Source organism: Cryobacterium sp. TMS1-20-1, from assembly GCF_004402355.1.
Taxonomy (GTDB): Bacteria; Actinomycetota; Actinomycetes; order Actinomycetales; family Microbacteriaceae; genus Cryobacterium; species Cryobacterium levicorallinum.
Genome location: NZ_SOGF01000055.1, coordinates 138,773 through 156,797, shown reverse-complemented (window position 1 = coordinate 156,797; position 18,025 = coordinate 138,773). Strand labels below are relative to the sequence as shown.

The window sequence follows — 18,025 nt, the reverse complement described above, 5'->3', positions numbered from 1 at the left end:
TCACCAGCTTCACGGCTTCGTCTTTGTACTCAGGAGTGAACTCCCGACGTGTGTTTCCCATGTGAACATTCTCTCTTGTGAGGTGTCCAGTCAACGGGGGCAGGGCCAGCTTGTTGATATGGTCGACAGGCGAGTGTGTGGCAGTCGATGCCCGCCTCATCTAAATTCGACGTGAATGACTAACGTGCATGACTACCGGCGTGCATGAAACTAAAAGGAGCCCACGTGACCAATCCACTTGCAGCAGGATCACTCGAGGGCAAGCGTGTACTCGTCACCGGCTCGTCCCGCGGTATCGGTGCCGATACTGTCGGGTACTTCGCCGAAGCCGGCGCCAGGGTCGTCATTAATTACCGCAATAAGGAGGCCCGCGCGAACAAACTCGCCGACGCCATTCGCGCTGCCGGCGGTACGGCCATCACGGTCGGTGCCGACCTGACCGACCCGGCCTCGGTCGCCGCGATGTTCGAGACCATTCGCACCGAATTCGGCGGCCTCGATATTCTGGTGATGAACGCCTCGGGCGGCATGGAGAGTGGCATGGCCGCCGACTACGCCATGACGTTGAACCACGATGCCCAGGTGAACCTGCTCAACGAAGCGGTCCCGCTGCTCGGTGATGACTCCCGCGTCGTGTACGTCACCAGCCACCAGGCGCACTTCATCAAGACCACGCCGACCATGCCGGAGTATGAGCGGGTGGCTCGCAGCAAGCGTGCCGGTGAGGATGCCCTGCGCGCGGTGATCCCGCAGCTTGAGGAATCCGGAATCGGCTTTGTCGTGGTCTCCGGCGACATGATCGAGGGCACCATCACGGCGACACTGCTCGAGCGGTCCAACCCCGGTGCTCTCAGCGCCCGTAAGGAAGCGGCCGGTCGCTTGTACAACGTCAGCGAGTTCGCGGCCGAGGTCGTAGCCGCTGCGGTTGAGCCGGTTCCGGTCGGCAACACCCGCTACGTGGGCGACACGATCGGGTTTACGGGCGAATAGCATGACCACGAACACGGCGAACCCGGAATCGGAGATGCAGGTTGCAGACAGCCACGACCTGATCCGTGTGCAGGGCGCTCGGGAAAACAATCTCAAGAACGTCAGCGTGGAGATTCCCAAGCGCCGGCTGACCGTGTTCACGGGCGTGTCCGGCTCGGGCAAGAGCTCACTAGTGTTCGGCACCATTGCTGCCGAGTCGCAACGCATGATCAACGAAACGTACAGCACCTTCGTGCAGGGCTTCATGCCGACCCTGGCCAGGCCCGACGTCGATGTGCTCGACGGGCTGACGACGGCCATTATCGTCGACCAGGAGCGGATGGGGGCCAACGCACGCTCCACCGTCGGCACCGCCACCGACGCCAACGCCCTGCTGCGCATCCTGTTCAGCCGACTGGGCGACCCGTACCTCGGCTCACCCCAGGCGTATTCGTTCAACGTCGCCTCGATCACTGGAGCGGGCGCCGTTTCGATCGAACGCGGGGGACAGACCGTCAAGGAACGCCGCAGCTTCAGTATCACCGGGGGCATGTGTTCCCGCTGCGAGGGTCGGGGATCGGTCACCGATATGGACCTCCGCGCGCTCTACGACGACACCAAATCCCTGAACGAGGGCGCACTGACCATCCCTGGCTACAGCATGGACGGCTGGTTTGGACGTATCTTCAATGGCTGCGGCTTCTTCGACCCCAACAAAGCGATCAAGGACTTCACCACGAAGGAACTCGCCGACCTCCTCCACAAGGAGCCGACCAAGATCAAGATCGAGGGCATCAACCTCACCTACGAAGGCCTGATTCCCAAGATCCAAAAGTCGATGCTCACCAAGGATGTTGACTCGCTGCAGCCGCACATTCGAGCGTTCGTGGAGCGTGCGGTGACCTTCACCGTTTGCTCCGACTGCAACGGCACCCGACTGAACGAGGGCGCGCGATCGTCGACGATCAACGAAATCAGTATCGCGGATGCCTGTGCGATGCAGATCAGCGACCTCGCCGAGTGGGTTCGTGGCCTGAACGACTCGTCCGTCGCGCCGCTGCTTACCGCGTTGGAGCTCCTGCTGAACTCCTTCGTGCAGATCGGGCTGGGTTACCTGTCCCTGGACCGGGCGTCTGGCACGCTCTCCGGCGGCGAGTCGCAGCGTACCAAGATGATCCGTCATCTCGGATCTTCACTCACCGACGTGACCTATGTCTTCGACGAACCGACCATCGGACTGCACCCGCACGACATCCAGCGCATGAACACCCTTCTCGTCCAGCTGCGCGACAAGGGCAACACGGTGTTGGTGGTGGAGCACAAGCCGGAGATGATCGCGATCGCCGACCACGTCATCGACCTCGGGCCGGGTGCTGGTTCGGACGGCGGCGAGGTGGTCTTCGAGGGCTCTCTCGCCGGGCTTCGCAGCAGCGGCACATTGACCGGTCGGCATCTGGACGACCGGGCCGCCGTCAAGTCGACCGTGCGTGCACCGTCGGGTGTCCTGCCGGTTCGCGGCGCCAGCGCCCATAACCTGCAGAACGTCGATGTCGACATTCCGCTCGGTGTGTTGACCGTGCTCACCGGTGTGGCCGGGTCCGGTAAGAGTTCGCTGATCACCGGATCGGTCTCGGGTCGGGACGGTGTGGTGACCGTCGACCAGGGCGCGATCAAGGGGTCGCGGCGCAGCAACCCGGCGACGTACACCGGCATGCTCGAGCCGATCCGCAAGGCATTCGCGAAGGCCAATGGCGTGAAGCCGTCGTTGTTCAGCTCCAATTCCGAAGGCGCCTGCCCCAACTGCAACGGCGCCGGCGTCATCTACACCGACCTGGGAATCATGGCGGGTGTCGCCATTCCCTGTGAGGTCTGCGAGGGCAGGCGGTTTCAGGCATCCGTCCTGGACTACCACCTCAATGGGCGCGACATCAGTGAGGTGCTGGCGATGTCGGTGACCGAGGCCGAGCAGTTTTTCGGTGCGGGGGAGTCACGCATTCCGGCGGCGCACGCAATTCTCTGCCGGATCGCCGACGTTGGCCTCGGCTACCTCAGCCTCGGCCAGCCGCTGCCGACACTCTCCGGCGGTGAGCGGCAGCGGCTCAAGCTCGCCACGCAAATGGCCGACAAGGGCGATGTCTACGTTCTGGACGAGCCAACCGCTGGCCTGCACCTTGCCGACGTTGAGAATCTGCTCGGACTGCTGGATCGGCTGGTTGACTCCGGTAAGTCCGTCATCGTGATTGAGCACCACCAGGCGGTCATGGCGCATGCCGACTGGATCATCGACCTGGGCCCCGGCGCCGGGCGCGACGGCGGCCGAATCGTCTTTGAGGGAACGCCCGCCGATCTCGTGGCCGGGCGTTCGACGTTGACCGGCGAGCACCTGGCAGCCTACGTCGGCGCCTGATCCGGCGTTACCGCAGTGATGTTCGGCCCGCAGTTCGGCGGGCCGGACAACCCTCTCGACCACTCTCGGGCATGTGACTGATAATGCATATTATGTCAAGTACTGCTTGATAGGAGTCATTGTCCCAAGCAACCACCATCGCCGCATACCGTCCGCAATTACGGAGACGAGTCCTCAGCACGATCCAAGTTCGCATCAGCTGGAGATCAACTATTTTATTCTGCCCCCCGTTTGTGGACACGGGTTCAGTGGCGAGTTGAACTTCCGCAGTCCGTGCGGTTTCCTACTATGTAGGATATCCTTACCTAACCCACCCCTGCGCACCGTTCGAAAGTATTCTCGTGCTCCTCACCATGCCCGCACCACGACTGACCCTCCTTAATGGCTCAGACGACGACGTCGCATTCGTCACCGGTAGTGGAGACCTTAGCTACGTCCAGCTAGCCAGGATGGTCGCCATACGCCGTCTCGAGCTTGGTAGTGTCCGCCGACTCGTGATGCTGGAGGCAGCAAATGCCGTCGAGCCGATCGTTACCTACCTTGCAGCTCTGGAAGGTGGCCACCCGGTGCTTCTGGTCGCACCGGGTGACGATGAAGCATCACGGACTCATCGCGCGTCACTGGCTGAACGGTTCGACCCTGACGTCATTGCCGTCCGCGACGGGGACGGCCCGGCCCTGCGGGAGATGCGGCCTGGATCCACGCACAGCTTCTCCGACGACCTAGCCATGCTGGTGAGCACCTCCGGGTCCACCGGGTCGCCGAAGCTCGTTCGGTTGTCCCGGCAAAACCTGCTGAGCAACGCACAAGCCATTGCGGCGTACCTGCGTCTCACGCCTGCAGACCGGGCAGTAACCACGCTGCCGATGCATTACTGCTACGGCCTCTCGGTCCTGAACAGCCACCTCGTGTCGGGAGCGAGCGTCGTCCTCACCGAGCGATCGGTGGCCGACGCGGCGTTCTGGGACGAGGCCGGGATGCATCGGATCACTTCTTTCGCCGGCGTGCCCTACACCTTCGAGCTTCTTGAGGCGGGCAATTTCACGGATCGGTTGCCAGCGAGCATCCGCTACCTCACCCAGGCCGGCGGCCGCCTCGCCCCAGAAACGGTGCGCCGTTTTGCACGCCTCGGTGAGCGTCGCGGGTTCGAATTTTTCGTGATGTACGGGCAGACAGAGGCCACTGCGCGGATGGCGTACGTCCCTGCGGAGCTCGCCGACCATGCCGCCGGCAGCATCGGCCGCCCCATTCCTGGAGGTCACCTGCGCATCGATGCCGAGGCGGGAGCGGACGTCGGCGAACTCGTCTACGAGGGCCCCAACGTCATGCTCGGCTACGCCGAGACACCGGCCGACTTCGCATTGGGGCGCACGGTCCACGAGCTTCGCACCGGCGATCTCGCCCGGCACCGCGAGGACGGCATGTTCGAGGTCGTCGGACGGCTAAACCGATTCGTGAAGGTGTATGGGCTCCGGGTCGACCTCGATTCCGTCCAACGCCTCCTCGCCGAGGAAGGAATCGAAGCCCGTACGGCAAGCACCGGAGAACGCTTGCTCGTATTCATCCGTGCGGCCCGGTACGTCGACAGGGCACGAACCCGCACCGCTGTGCTACTCGGAATCCCCACGCACGCTATACACGTCTACACGGTTAGCGAGTTTCCTCGCACAGCCAGTGGCAAGCCCGACCTTGCCTCGCTCGTCCGTTATGCCCAGATGATCGACGCCCAGAAGGCGTCGACAGCAGCGAACCCCGGGCAAGTCGCAACCTCCGACATGATCCGTAACCTGTTCATCATTCTCCTTGGGCGCCCAGACGCGACCATCGACGACACTTTCGCCGGGCTCGGCGGGGATTCGTTGAGCTACGTCGAGGTGGCCCTGCGGCTGGAGGATCTCCTCGGCGCGTTGCCGCGGGATTGGCCAGCACAATCGGCCCGGAACCTCGTGTCCTCGGCCGACGGCCCTCCCCCACAGGCTGACAGCACGGCCGTGGGCGAAACGGCGAAGCGTGGAGCGGCGACAGTCGGAGCGCGGAAGGTCCGCTTTCCCCGGGTCGAGACTCCCGCCGTTCTCCGCGCACTCGCAATCGTGCTGATCGTCGGCACCCATGCCGACCTGATCACTGTGCAGGGCGGCGCACACCTGCTGCTCGCCGTCGCCGGATACAACCTGGCCAGATTTCAGCTCGCCGACGTTGCGGGGGCCACGCGCGTTCGCCGCCTGCTCAGAAGCGCAGCCCAGATCGCGATTCCGGCCACGCTGTGGATAGGGGCCGTCGCCGTGCTCACCGGCAAGTACACCTGGACCACAGCGCTGCTGGTCAACCACCTCGTCCCCGGCGACGGCAAGTGGAACGAGCAATGGCAATTCTGGTTTCTCGAGGCCGCCGTCTGGACCATGCTCGGCTTTGCCGCAATGTTCCTAATTCGCCCGATCGACCGCCTCGAACGACGGCACCCGTGGACGTTCCCGATCACCCTGTTAGCGGCAGCCGTCACGACCCGATTCGCACTCGTCGGCATCGAGGCAGAAGGAATTGAACGATACACCCCGTTCACCGTGCTCTGGTCTCTCGTGCTCGGCTGGGTCATCGCCCGGGCCGACAATAACTGGAAGCGTGTGGCGGCATCGTCAGCGGCGATCGTCGCCACGATCGGATTTTTCGGGGATCCAGCACGCGAAGCAGTTGTGGTGGCCGGAATACTGTTGCTGATCTGGGTGGAACGACTGCGGATGCCGCGCACCCTCGTTCCGGCCGTTCGACTACTGGCCAGCGCATCCCTATTCATCTACCTCACCCACTGGGTCGTCTACCCGACTTGGGAGGCCAGTGCCCCCTGGTTCGGAACGATCTCGTCACTAGCCATCGGCGTCGCGGCGTGGTACCTGTATCGCCTGGTCGGCCGAGCATTCAATCACGTTGCCACCACAGGCTTGTGGAGCCGAAACCACTTTGCAATCCGAAGTTGAACCGCTTGACAAAAACGGATCGAGCCAACCGAGCACGAATCGATGGGCAGCGGAGGGGAACGGGAAATTTCGCTCCCAAGACATGAGTTGCCGCGAGCCAGAGGCGGTGCTCGAGCGGAATCCTTTCCTGCACCGGACTCCAGGTGTTCCCGCAGCGCCAGGACCACAAGAGCGAGTGCTTCACTCGTGCCAGCCGTGACGGCGATGTCCTCGGCCTCAAACCGCACTCCCCTGGCATGCCCCAGGTGGTCGGCGATTTCCGTGTGCAGCGCCAGGGTGCCCTGTAGGGGTGGTTCGGTCTATGGAATGGGTCTCGCGGCGGCCAGGCGCCACGCGGCCGTCCAGGCGTGCCCCGACAAGCTTCCGGTCGACGGGTATCCCGGTGTCAAATCCAGCACATCAAGCGGATGCTGCTGACCCGCTTCCACCATCGGTCGCGCTGGCGCCGGGAGGGTTTCCCCCGTGCAGCAGAACGGCCACGCGCGTCGGCGCTCCCTGGCTGCTGACCAAATATCCCTCGCCGTTGAGCTGCTCGTTCTCTCCGAACGGCTCATGCCCGGCCGAAGCGAAGAGGTGCGCCCGATGACGCGCCGCGAACTGGCAGCGACCATTGTGCTGCGCATACCCCTCACCGGGGTGAGCATGAAGATGCGCAGTGGTGCACCGAGCGAGGCCGTCGACGATGGCGAAAACCACGCGGTCTGGGCCGGAGTGGTCCCGGTGGTGACCGGATGGGTCGCACCATCTGCCTCACCGTTGACGGCGGATGGAACGGAAGTTTCCGCATCCGTTCGCTGGCGCTGAGCCAGTGACAGCGAGCTGGCCGCGCAATCAGAATTGCGGATCAGGCGTGCGCGTGGTGCATGACCATGCCGAATTCATTGACCGGTTCGAACGCGTCACGGTCCCAGGCCCCGGGGTGGGGCACCGGACAATTGACCACCGTGTTTCGCGACGAGTGGTCGATGGTGTGTTCACGCATCGCATGACCGCAGATCGGGCACGACCGGAAATCGGTTGCACCCCACTGTTCCGGACCGCGTGGGGTTTTCCTGTCCTGAATCATGCCATTACGATACGCCCGATTGGACAAAAAGGTACGCAACTGATAAGAGGAACGTGCAGGCCGAGCTAGGCCTCGCCGAATCCGGATTCCAGCAGGGCCGCGAGGGCGCTGATTGCGGGCCCGGCCGCGGGGTCGGTCGAGGCCAGGTGCACGCTACTCCCCCGGGCCAGTCCGAGCGACATAATGCTGAGCAGGCTCGTCGCGTCCGTGCCGTTCACCGTGAGGGGCACCGCGAAGGTGCTCGCGAGGCTCACGAATTCCGCCGCCGGACGAGCGTGCAGACCGTCCCTGTTCACCAGGATCACGGTGCGGGAGATTTCCCCAGCCTCGGCTGGATCTGCGGTCCCGCCATCGGCATCGGCATCGGCATCGGCACTAGGCTCGCCCGCGTGGGCCGGCTGAAGTGCCGTGCGCGCGGCTGCCTCGACGGCGTCGAGGTCTCCCCCGATTTCCGCGGCGACCGCCGCCGCAACCCCACCTTCGACCAGCGGAGCATCCACAATCCGTACCTGATCCTGCTTCGCCTGGTCGAGAAAATCGCGGGCCGTTTCCGCGGTCAGAATGGCCGAGCCAAGGTCGCACAAAATGACCACACCGGCGCCACCCTCCGCCTCGGCCAGTGCCGTCGTGATCAAATCGAAGCTCGTTCCGATTGTGCCCTCGTCGGTGCCACCGGCAGCGACGAGGCGCACGGTCGGTGCCATCTGACGGGCTAGTTCAACCAGCCCCGCCGCGATCTTCGCGCTGTGCGAGACGAAAACCAGGCCAACCCGGTCAGCGGATGCCGGCACGCTCACTCCGTCACCCGGGTCGCGTCGACCGCGGCGCGTAGCAGGAGCGCCGTCGACTGTGCGCCCGGATCCCGGTGACCGATCGCCCGCTCACCCAGGTAGCTCGCTCGGCCCTTCCGCGCCACGAGCGGTTCGGTGTCCTGGGCACCCCGCGCTGCGGCATCCGCTGCCGCTGTCAGCACGGCCGGTGCGCTCCCGCCCGCCGACTGCGCGGCCTGGGCCGCATCGACGGCCGGGCTCCAGGCGTCGATCATGGTTTTGTCCCCCGCCCCGGCCTTGCCGCGCAGGACGATGCCGTCCCTGGCCGCCGTCAGGAGGGCGACGAGTGCCATACCGTCGAGAGTGCCAGCGGCAGCAGTTACGCCGGCGGCCTTCAGAAACGCGGTGCCGTACAGTGGCCCGGCGGCTCCGCCGACGGTGGAGATGAGCGTGGTGGCGAGTAACTTGAGTACGGTACTCGGGTTCGCATCGTCAGCCAGACCGTCGAGTTTGGGCAGGACTGCCTGAAAACCGCGATCCATGTTTTCGCCGTGATCGCCGTCGCCGATGTCACGATCGAGCGTGTTCAACGCGGCGCGCTCGGCGGCCAACACCTCTGCGCTGCGCCGAATCCACCGCACGGTCCAGGCGGTATCCAGGTCCGAGTTTGTTCGTGCGTCCGGGCTCATCGGCGCCTCCTTCTATCGTCCCCACCGTAGCGCGGCCGTCTGCACCGGTGCATCCCAGAGGGCGGTCAGCTCTGCATCCAGCTGCAGCACGGAAATCGACGCCCCCGCCATTTCGAGGCTCGTCGTGTAGTTGCCCACGAGGCTACGCGACACCGCGATGCCCCGCTCGCGCAGTACTTCGACCGCGCGCCGGAACACGATGTATAGCTCCACCAGCGGCGTGCCGCCCATGCCGTTGACCAACACCAGCACCTGGTCGCCGCTGGCCAACGGCAGTTCCTCCAAAATGGGCATGAGCAGGCGGTCGACGATGGCATCGGCCGGCTCGAGCTTGATGCGTTCCCGGCCGGGCTCACCGTGGATTCCGATGCCGATCTCGATCTCGTCGTCAGCGAGCACGAAGCTCGGCTCGCCGGCGTGCGGCACCACGCACGGCGTCAACGCCACCCCCATCGTGCGTACCCGAGAATTGACCTTTTCGGCCACGGCAACGACAGCAGCCAGGTCATCGCCGCGTTCAGCCGCGGCCCCGGTGATCTTCTCGACCAGCACCGTTCCGGCCACACCGCGGCGTCCCGCGGTATAGAGCGAGTCCTTCACCGCGACGTCATCATTGATGATGACCGTGCGAACCTCAATTCCTTCAGCGGATGCGAGATCGGCTGCGGTCTCGAAATTCAGCACGTCCCCGGTGTAGTTCTTCACGATGTGCAGCACCCCCACTCCGCCATCCACGGCCTGGGTCGCGGCGAGGATGGGATCCGGCGTCGGGGAAGTGAAGACCGGCCCGGGAACGGCGGCATCGAGCATCCCGACACCGACGAATCCGCCGTGCAGAGGTTCGTGTCCACTGCCGCCGCCGCTGACGAGTCCCACCTTGCCGCGCACGGGGGCATCCGCTCTCACAATGAAGAGCGGATCGGGTGAGACCCGCACAATATCGGCGTGCGCCGCCTCGAACCCGGCGACGGCCTCGTTGACGACGTTCTTCGGATCGTTGATGAGCTTCTTCATGACCAGCCATTCACTCGGTGGTGCCACGGATTGATCGGACGCTTCGCCCCAAGCGCATTTTCCCACGATCAACCTACACGCAACGATTACGCACGGAAAGGGTCGAGGCCAACTCGAACAGCCTATTCCCCTCGATGACACCGCGCGCTATGTTGATGCCATCCGCTCACCGTAGAGGGGCAGCTTCGGCATCCCCGGCCTGACCAGAAAGGTTCTCGTGGACAATATCGGAGCTGTAATGATCTCGGAGGTCGTGGGCACCGCAATGCTGGTTCTGCTCGGAACGGGCGTCGTCGCCAACGTCGCCTTGGCCAAAAACAAGGGCCTCGGCGGGGGGTTTCTCATGGTCACCATCGGTTGGGGCTTCGCGGTCTTCGCCGGCGTCACCGTCGCCTACCGTTCAGGGGCGCACCTGAACCCCGCCGTCACCCTCGGACTGGTCGCCAACGGCGCCACGGAATTCGGCATGGGTGTTCCCGTCAACGTCGTCTCCGTGCTCGCCTACATCGGAGCCCAAATGCTCGGCGCCATCCTGGGCGCTGTCGCGTGCTGGCTGGCCTACAAACAGCACTTCGACGCCGAGCCCGAACCGGCCAACAAGCTTGGTGTCTTCTCCACCGGGCCGGCCATCCGCTCGTACGGTTGGAACCTCGTCACCGAAATCATCGGTACTTTCGTGCTGGTCTTCGTCGTCATCGCCTTCGGCGGCGGTCGTCAGGGTGAGTCCGGCGGCCTCGCAGCGCTCGGAGCCCTTCCCGTGGCCATTCTCGTCATCGTGATCGGCACCTCACTCGGCGGGCCCACCGGCTACGCCATCAACCCGGCTCGTGACCTCGGACCGCGCATCGCCCACTTCATCCTGCCTATCAAGGGCAAGGGCAGCTCTGATTGGTCCTACTCCTGGGTTCCGGTAGTTGGACCGGTCATCGGCGGCCTGCTCGCCGGCTGGACCGCAACGGCACTTCTTCCCCTTCTCGTCTCTTGACCAGCCCAGACGGGTCGGTTGCCTTCGTGAGAATCGGCCCGTTTGTGCCGCCACCCGCACGTCTCGCACCATTTTCAAGGAGGACACTGACCCATGACTGACTACATTCTTGCGATCGACCAGGGAACCACCAGTTCCCGCGCCATCATCTTCGACAAGGCCGGATCGATTGTCTCGACCGGGCAGCTGGAGCACGAGCAGATTTTTCCGCAGGCCGGGTGGGTCGAGCACGACCCGAAGGAAATCTGGGACAACACCCGCGAGGTTATTGGCCAGGCGCTGTCCAAGGCCAATCTGACCCGCCACGATATCAAGGCCATCGGCATAACCAACCAGCGCGAAACAGCCGTCGTCTGGGACAAGACCACCGGTATTCCGGTGTACAACGCCATCGTCTGGCAGGACACCCGCACCCAGCCCATTGTCGACCGCCTCGCCGCGGACGGCGGTGTCGAGCGCTTCAAGCAGAAGGTCGGCCTGCCGCTGGCCACCTATTTTTCCGGCACCAAGATCGTCTGGATCCTCGAAAACGTCGAGGGCGCGCGCGCGAAAGCGGATGCCGGCGACCTCCTGTTCGGCACCACCGACTCCTGGGTACTGTGGAATCTCACCGGCGGTGTCGACGGCGGAGTGCACGCGACCGACGTCACCAACGCGAGTCGCACCCTGTTCATGGACCTCGAAACGCTGCAGTGGGACGACGAGATCCTCGCCATCTTCGACGTGCCCCGGTCGATGCTCCCGTCGATTCGTTCCTCATCGGAGGTTTACGGAACAGCCCACACCTCGAGCCTGCTGCGGGAAGTTCCCGTTGCCGGCATCCTCGGCGACCAGCAAGCCGCAACCTTTGGTCAGGCGGCCTTCGACCAGGGCGAGGCGAAGAACACCTACGGCACCGGCAACTTTCTGATCTTCAATACCGGTACCGAGATCGTGCACTCGAAGAACGGGCTGCTCACGACGCTCGGCTACAAGCTCGGCGATGCAGCACCGCACTATGCCCTGGAAGGCTCAATCGCGGTCACGGGCTCCCTGGTGCAGTGGATGCGGGACAACCTCGGCATGATCAGTTCCGCCGCCGAGATCGAGGATCTCGCCAAAACGGTCGAGGACAACGGCGGTGCGTACTTCGTGCCGGCGTTCTCCGGCCTGTTCGCGCCTTACTGGCGAGCCGATGCCCGCGGCGCGCTGGTCGGCCTGACCCGGTTCGTCAATAAAGGTCACATCGCCCGGGCAGCGCTCGAGGCGACTGCGTTCCAGACCCGGGAAGTCATCGACGCGGTCAATGCCGACTCCGGTGTCCCTCTGACCGAGATCAAGGTCGACGGCGGCATGATTGCCAACAACACGCTCATGCAGTTCCAGGCCGATATTCTCGGTGTTCCCGTGGTGCGCCCCGTCGTCGCCGAGACGACCGCCCTGGGCGCTGCGTACGCGGCCGGCCTCGCCGTCGGGTTCTGGAGCGGACTCGACGAGCTGCGCACCAACTGGCAGGAGGACAGTCGCTGGACTCCCCAGATGAACGACGAGGAACGCAACCGTCAGCTGCGCAACTGGAAGAAGGCCGTCACCAAGACGTTCGGTTGGGTCGACGAGGACGTGTTGTAGCGGGCGACCGGGTGTACGGCGGCCGGGGTCAGATCCGGGTCGCCGCCACCCAGGCGGACAATTTGGCCGTGGCCGCACCGGAGTCAATCGCTTCGGCGGCCACAACCAGCTTGCTGCGAAAACGATCCAAAATCGCAACCTGCACCTGAGCGGGATCGTTGGCGAGATCGAAGGCGACGAGTCCGGCTGCGGCGTTGAGCAGCACGATGTCCCGAATCGGTCCCTGATTGCCGGCCAGCACGGAATGCACGACATCGGCGTTGTGCCGTGGGGAGCCACCAACCAGGTCGCCGATCTGCGCCCGGTTAATGCCGAGGTCACGCGGGTCAATGTCATGTTCGGTCACGAGGCCGCGGGAGACCTCCCAAATGTGGCTGTGCCCGGTCGTGGTCAGCTCGTCGAGCCCGTCGTCACCGCGAAAGACAAGGGCCGTGGCACCGCGGGTCTGAAACACGCCGACGAAGAGGGGGACCCGATCCAGGGTCGCCACTCCGACAGCGGATGCCTCCGGCCTGGCCGGATTGCACAGGGGGCCGAGGTAGTTGAACACGGTGGGGATGCCCAATTCGCTCCGGGTCAGGGCTGCGTGCCTAAAGCCCGGGTGAAAGGCCGCCGCAAAGGCGAAGGTAATTCCGGTCTCCTCAAAGACCTGCGCTACCCGAGCGGCGTCTCGCGACAGGTCAATGCCGAGTTCACCGAGTACGTCTGACGACCCGGAAGCTGAGCTGGCTGCCCGGTTTCCGTGTTTGACGACCGGCACGCCGGCCGCCGCACAGACGATCGATGCCATGGTCGAAATGTTGACCGTGCCGAACTGGTCGCCGCCGGTTCCGACGATGTCGAGCGCCATCGGATTGACGGGGAGTTCAATGGCATGCTCCAGCACGGCATCCCGAAAACCGACGATCTCATCGACGGTCTCTCCCTTGGCTCGCAAAGCGACCAGGAAGGCTCCGAGTTGGGAGGGGCTGGCCTCGCCGAGCATGATCCGTTCCATGCTCCATGCGGCGTCTGCCACGCTCAAGTCCCGACCGGACAGGAGGGAATCTAAAATCTTTGGCCAAGTCTGGGATTCGAGCATGTTTTCGATCTTAGGAGAACGGGCCCGACTCGCCCGAATTCACAACGAAACCAGCCGGGAAAAGAACCACTCCATCGGGCATAAAAGGACACTTGCATGGCAGATTGAGAAAAACTTGGGGGAATATCAGCCATAATAGAGGGGTGACCAGCACCTCAATTACTCAGACGGCGAGTGCGCCCGTTGTGAACCGGCCTAACAGCGTGGCTGTGGGCACCATTGTGTGGTTGGGCAGCGAAGTGATGTTCTTCGCGGGGCTCTTCGCCATCTACTTCACACTTCGTTCGACCTCTTCCGAGCTCTGGCTCTTCGAGGCGGACAAGCACAATTTCACCTTTGCGTTGATCAACACGCTCGTGTTGGTGTCTTCGTCGGTGACCTGCCAGTTCGGGGTGTTTGCCGCCGAGCGGCTGCAGGCCCGATCGACCGGCTGGAAGCCGAGCGAGTGGGGCATGGTCGAGTGGTTCTTCCTCACCTATGCCCTCGGCGCGATCTTCGTCACCGGCCAGGTGTTTGAATACGCCACGCTGGTGTCCGAGGGAATCTCACTCTCCTCCAACGCCTATGGGTCAGCCTTCTACATCACGACCGGCTTCCACGGAATTCACGTGACGGCGGGCCTGATCGCCTTCCTTCTGATTATTGGGCGCGGTTTCGCGGTCAAGAACTTCGGACACAAGGAAGCCACCAGCGCCATCGTGGTTTCGTACTACTGGCACTTCGTCGACGTCGTCTGGATCGGGCTCTTCCTGGTCATCTACGTTCTTAAATAGAAATTCTTACTGAGAAACGGGAGCGGACTACTTCAGCATGACCACGATCAAAAAGACTCGAGCACGCCGTCCAAGTAAAACCGGACGTCGCCACCCGCTCGCCAGCGTTGCCCTCATCGCCATCGGACTGCTGTTCACCGGAGGTGCCTATGCCGCCCTCAGTACCAGCACCGCCGTTGCGACAACGGATGCTTCCTCCCAGCAGACCATCGCTGAGGGCGAAAAGCTCTTCGCCGCAAACTGTGCCACCTGCCATGGACTGAGCGCCCAGGGTTCCACAGAAGGCCCCAGCCTGATCGGAGTCGGCGCAGCGTCGGTCGACTTCCAGGTCGGCACCGGACGGATGCCCATGCAGATGCAGGGCCCGCAGGCACAGAAGAAGCCGGTGCAGTTCACGTCTGAGCAAATTGCAGCTCTCGCGGCCTACGTTGCCTCGCTGGCTCCCGGCCCCGCAATTCCGGCGGCTGAATTGCTCGACGCTGCTGCTGGCGATGCGGCAAACGGCGCAGAGCTGTTCCGCATCAACTGCGCGATGTGCCACAACGTGGCTGGCGCCGGCGGCGCCCTGACCGAGGGTAAGTTCGCCCCGGCGATCGAGAACGTGTCGGCGCAGCACATCTACGAGGCCATGATCACCGGCCCGCAGAACATGCCCGTCTTCAACGACATGAACATCACGCCGGAAGATAAGCGCGACATTATCACCTACCTCAAGTACGTCGAGGACAACCCGTCTCCGGGCGGCTTAGCACTCGGTTCCCTGGGGCCGGTGGCTGAGGGCCTCTTCATCTGGATCTTCGGGCTGGGCGCAATCGTGGCCCTGACCGTGTGGATCACCGCAAAATCCAACTGATGACCGGGAATCGGTCTTGACCAGTTCCCCCGTCTCACCCGAACGCCGCGCAGCACGAGCGCGCAGAGTATTTTCACAGCCCACAAAGGAGAACAATGGTCAAGGACGATAACGGCGCGGAGGACGTAACCGCCGCCGACTCGCCTGGCGACTCGCTTGCTCCAATCGTCGCAAGCACCGCCGTCGTCACACGGGACTCCCTGGTCAACCCGGGGTTCCCACCGCATCGTCCGCGCATCACCGACCTTGACCACAAGGAAGAGCGCAAAGCGGAGCGCGCTGTCTACACGTTGTTCTACGTATCCATCGTGGGTAGTGTTTTCGCGATCGCCGCCTACATGGCCTTTCCCATCGTCCCGGAAGATCCGGGATCCGTACGCCTGAACAACCTGTTCATCGGTCTTGGGCTCAGCCTCGCGTTACTCGCCATCGGTATCGGTGCTGTGCACTGGGGCAAGGCCCTCATGAGTGATCATGAAGGCGTTGACGAACGTCACCCGGTTCGCGGAACCGAACCCGTTCGGGCCCGCGCCGTGGAGATATTTCAGCAGGCAAATGAAGAATCCGGCTTCGGTCGTCGCACGCTGATTCGTAACAGCCTGATCGGCGCGCTCGTCGTCTTCCCGCTGCCTGCCGTTGTCTTGTTCCGCGGGCTCGGTCCGATGGACCAGAACCCCGTCGACCTTCTAAACGAAACCATGTGGAAAAAGGGCGTCCGCCTGACCATGGACCCGAGCGGCACACCGATCAAGGCCTCGGATGTCACGTTGGGATCGTCCTTCCACGTCATACCGGAAGGGCTGTCCGAGATGGAGCATGGTCGCCTGGAAGAAAAGGCCAAGGCAGCCGTCCTCCTAATTCGTATGGATCCAGCGGACCTAGTAGAATCAGAGGAACGCAAGACCTGGTCCTACCAGGGCATCGTGGCGTACTCAAAGATTTGCACCCACGTCGGATGCCCGGTGGCACTGTATGAACAGCACACCCATCACCTGCTCTGCCCGTGTCACCAGTCGCAGTTCGACGTTGAGAACCACTGCAAGGTCATCTTCGGACCGGCGAAGCGGGCACTACCCCAGCTCCCGATTGCCGTGGACGCTGAGGGCTACCTGATCGCGCAAAGCGATTTCACTGAACCAGTCGGCCCGAGTTTCTGGGAGCGAGCATGACAACCGTAAACACCCGCGAATCTGCTGGGGATCAAACCGTCGGGGCGAAGAAGGCCGGTGGCTTCACCGCCACGGCCGCCAACTACATCGACGAGCGCACAAGCATCTCTGGCGCGGTCAAAGAACTTGGTCGCAAGATCTTCCCTGACCACTGGTCCTTCCTCCTCGGCGAAGTTGCGCTCTACAGCTTCGTTATCATCCTGCTGTCCGGGTCTTTCCTGACCTTCTTCTTCCAGGCTTCCATGGCGGAGGTTGTCTACGAAGGTTCCTACGCGCCGCTCAAGGGCATCCCGATGTCGGTAGCGATGTCGTCGACCATGGACATTTCGTTTGACATTCGCGGCGGCCTGCTCATGCGCCAGGTACACCACTGGGCAGCTCTTCTGTTTGTCGCCGCCATCGGGCTGCACATGCTGCGGATCTACTTCACCGGTGCGTTTCGCAAGCCGCGCGAGCTCAACTGGGTCATCGGGTTCATCCTATTCATCCTCGCAATGGCCGAAGGATTCACCGGCTACTCCCTCCCGGACGACCTGCTCTCCGGTAACGGCCTGCGCATCATCGACGGTCTGGTCAAGGGCATCCCGGTTATCGGAACCTGGACCTCCTTCTTGCTCTTCGGCGGCGAATTCCCCGGCACCGACATAGTCGGACGGCTGTACTCGCTGCACATCCTGTTGCTGCCGGCAATCATCGTCGCGTTGATCGCGATGCACCTCCTCTTCGTCGTCGTGCACAAGCACACCCAGTACCCGGCCGCCGGACACACCAACCAGAATGTGGTCGGATATCCGGTGCTCCCCGTGTACGCTGCCAAGGCCGGTGGGTTCTTCTTCATCGTCTTCGGCGTCGTCATGCTGATCGCGTCCCTATTCACGATCAACCCGATCTGGAATTATGGTCCGTATGACCCGTCACCGGTGTCCGCCGGTACTCAGCCCGACTGGTATATCGGTTTCGCTGACGGCGCCATGCGCCTGATTCCGCCGGGGTGGGAGGTCGTGTGGCTGAACCACACCTACTCGCTCAACATCGTGGTCGTACTGGCCGTGGTTGGACTGTTCATCGTTACCGTCATGGTCTACCCCTTCATCGAAGCCTGGATCACCGGGGACAAGCGCGAGCACCACGTGCTGGATCGTCCGCGCAACGCCCCGACCCGCACCGCTATCGGTGCTGCCGGCGTCACGTTCTACGCCTCACTCTGGGCTGCAGCCTCGTCGGACATCATGGCCACGCATTTCCACCTCACCATGGAAGGTGTTATCCACACCCTCCAGGCCACAACGTTGCTGGGACCGATTCTGGCTTTCTTCATCGCCAAGCGCGTCTGCCTCGCGTTGCAGAAGAAGGACCGCGAGATCGTACTGCACGGCTACGAGTCAGGCCGCATCGTTCGACTGCCCGGCGGCGAGTTCGTCGAAGTGCACCAGCCGGTCGATGAGTACGAGCGCTGGAAACTGGTGAGTTACAGCGACTTCAAGCCGCTCATGCTTCGACCCAACGCCCAGGGCAAGATCGGCCCCGCCGAGAAGGTTCGCGCCGGGCTGTCCCGCTGGTTCTTCGAAGACCGGATCACTCCAGTCACGCAGACCGAGCTGAATCGCGCTCATGGCGACCACCCCGCAGCGATCACCGACAAGTAGCGCTCTTCAGGCACCACCACAGA

15 protein-coding genes are annotated in these 18,025 nt (G+C 63.3%); 10 read left to right on the top strand and 5 right to left on the bottom strand.

Going from position 1 to position 18,025, the window contains the following annotated elements; all coding sequences use genetic code 11:
• The first annotated feature begins 225 nt into the window (after nucleotides 1–225).
• From E3O45_RS14250 to E3O45_RS14235, 4 genes are all read left to right on the top strand, one after another.
• Nucleotides 226–990, top strand: a complete 765-nt coding sequence (locus E3O45_RS14250) for an SDR family oxidoreductase (RefSeq protein WP_134443964.1) — start codon at nucleotides 226–228, stop codon at nucleotides 988–990.
• Nucleotide 991: 1 nt separating this feature from the next.
• Nucleotides 992–3,376: an excinuclease ABC subunit UvrA gene (locus E3O45_RS14245; protein WP_134443963.1), complete on the top strand. Its 2,385-nt coding sequence runs from the start codon at nucleotides 992–994 to the stop codon at nucleotides 3,374–3,376.
• A gap of 497 nt (nucleotides 3,377–3,873) precedes the next feature.
• A complete protein-coding gene (locus tag E3O45_RS14240; RefSeq protein ID WP_241985373.1) occupies nucleotides 3,874–6,348 on the top strand; it encodes an AMP-binding protein in 2,475 nt (824 codons plus the stop codon).
• A 462-nt stretch (nucleotides 6,349–6,810) separates the two neighbouring features.
• Complete coding sequence (locus E3O45_RS14235; RefSeq protein WP_134443961.1) at nucleotides 6,811–7,152, top strand: hypothetical protein; 342 nt, start codon at nucleotides 6,811–6,813, stop codon at nucleotides 7,150–7,152.
• 40 nt (nucleotides 7,153–7,192) lie between these two features.
• Here E3O45_RS14235 and E3O45_RS17585 read toward each other — a convergent pair whose 3' ends face one another.
• The 4 genes from E3O45_RS17585 to dhaK form a co-directional block, all read right to left on the bottom strand.
• Nucleotides 7,193–7,414 (bottom strand): hypothetical protein, encoded by a 222-nt coding sequence (locus tag E3O45_RS17585; RefSeq protein ID WP_134495584.1) that lies wholly within the window; start codon nucleotides 7,412–7,414, stop codon nucleotides 7,193–7,195.
• A gap of 65 nt (nucleotides 7,415–7,479) precedes the next feature.
• Nucleotides 7,480–8,205, bottom strand: coding sequence for a dihydroxyacetone kinase phosphoryl donor subunit DhaM (gene dhaM, locus E3O45_RS14230; RefSeq protein ID WP_241985368.1), 726 nt, complete (start codon nucleotides 8,203–8,205; stop codon nucleotides 7,480–7,482).
• Between the two features lie 2 nt (nucleotides 8,206–8,207).
• Nucleotides 8,208–8,873 carry a dihydroxyacetone kinase subunit DhaL gene (dhaL, locus tag E3O45_RS14225; protein WP_134443959.1) on the bottom strand — a complete coding sequence of 222 codons (666 nt, stop codon included), beginning with the start codon at nucleotides 8,871–8,873 and terminating at the stop codon, nucleotides 8,208–8,210.
• A 12-nt stretch (nucleotides 8,874–8,885) separates the two neighbouring features.
• Nucleotides 8,886–9,887 (bottom strand): dihydroxyacetone kinase subunit DhaK, encoded by a 1,002-nt coding sequence (gene dhaK, locus E3O45_RS14220; protein ID WP_134443975.1) that lies wholly within the window; start codon nucleotides 9,885–9,887, stop codon nucleotides 8,886–8,888.
• A gap of 238 nt (nucleotides 9,888–10,125) precedes the next feature.
• Between dhaK and E3O45_RS14215 the strand changes: the two genes are divergently transcribed.
• Nucleotides 10,126–10,872 carry an MIP/aquaporin family protein gene (locus E3O45_RS14215; RefSeq protein ID WP_092448616.1) on the top strand — a complete coding sequence of 249 codons (747 nt, stop codon included), beginning with the start codon at nucleotides 10,126–10,128 and terminating at the stop codon, nucleotides 10,870–10,872.
• Between the two features lie 93 nt (nucleotides 10,873–10,965).
• Nucleotides 10,966–12,480, top strand: coding sequence for a glycerol kinase GlpK (gene glpK, locus E3O45_RS14210; RefSeq protein ID WP_134443958.1), 1,515 nt, complete (start codon nucleotides 10,966–10,968; stop codon nucleotides 12,478–12,480).
• 28 nt (nucleotides 12,481–12,508) lie between these two features.
• On the opposite strand, the gene trpD is transcribed toward glpK, so the two are convergent.
• Nucleotides 12,509–13,561 (bottom strand): anthranilate phosphoribosyltransferase, encoded by a 1,053-nt coding sequence (gene trpD, locus E3O45_RS14205; protein ID WP_134443957.1) that lies wholly within the window; start codon nucleotides 13,559–13,561, stop codon nucleotides 12,509–12,511.
• 143 nt (nucleotides 13,562–13,704) lie between these two features.
• On the opposite strand from trpD, the gene E3O45_RS14200 reads away from it, so the two are divergent.
• The 4 genes from E3O45_RS14200 to E3O45_RS14185 all read left to right on the top strand — a co-directional run bounded on the left by E3O45_RS14200 (nucleotide 13,705) and on the right by E3O45_RS14185 (nucleotide 18,002).
• Nucleotides 13,705–14,334, top strand: coding sequence for a heme-copper oxidase subunit III (locus E3O45_RS14200; RefSeq protein WP_241978832.1), 630 nt, complete (start codon nucleotides 13,705–13,707; stop codon nucleotides 14,332–14,334).
• A gap of 37 nt (nucleotides 14,335–14,371) precedes the next feature.
• Nucleotides 14,372–15,187, top strand: coding sequence for a cytochrome c (locus tag E3O45_RS14195; protein ID WP_134443956.1), 816 nt, complete (start codon nucleotides 14,372–14,374; stop codon nucleotides 15,185–15,187).
• Between the two features lie 95 nt (nucleotides 15,188–15,282).
• Complete coding sequence (locus tag E3O45_RS14190; RefSeq protein WP_134443955.1) at nucleotides 15,283–16,356, top strand: ubiquinol-cytochrome c reductase iron-sulfur subunit; 1,074 nt, start codon at nucleotides 15,283–15,285, stop codon at nucleotides 16,354–16,356.
• Entirely contained in the window at nucleotides 16,353–18,002 is a 1,650-nt protein-coding gene (locus E3O45_RS14185; RefSeq protein WP_134443954.1) for a ubiquinol-cytochrome c reductase cytochrome b subunit, read from the top strand. The genes E3O45_RS14190 and E3O45_RS14185 overlap by 4 nt, the downstream gene beginning before the upstream one ends.
• Nucleotides 18,003–18,025 lie beyond the last annotated feature (23 nt).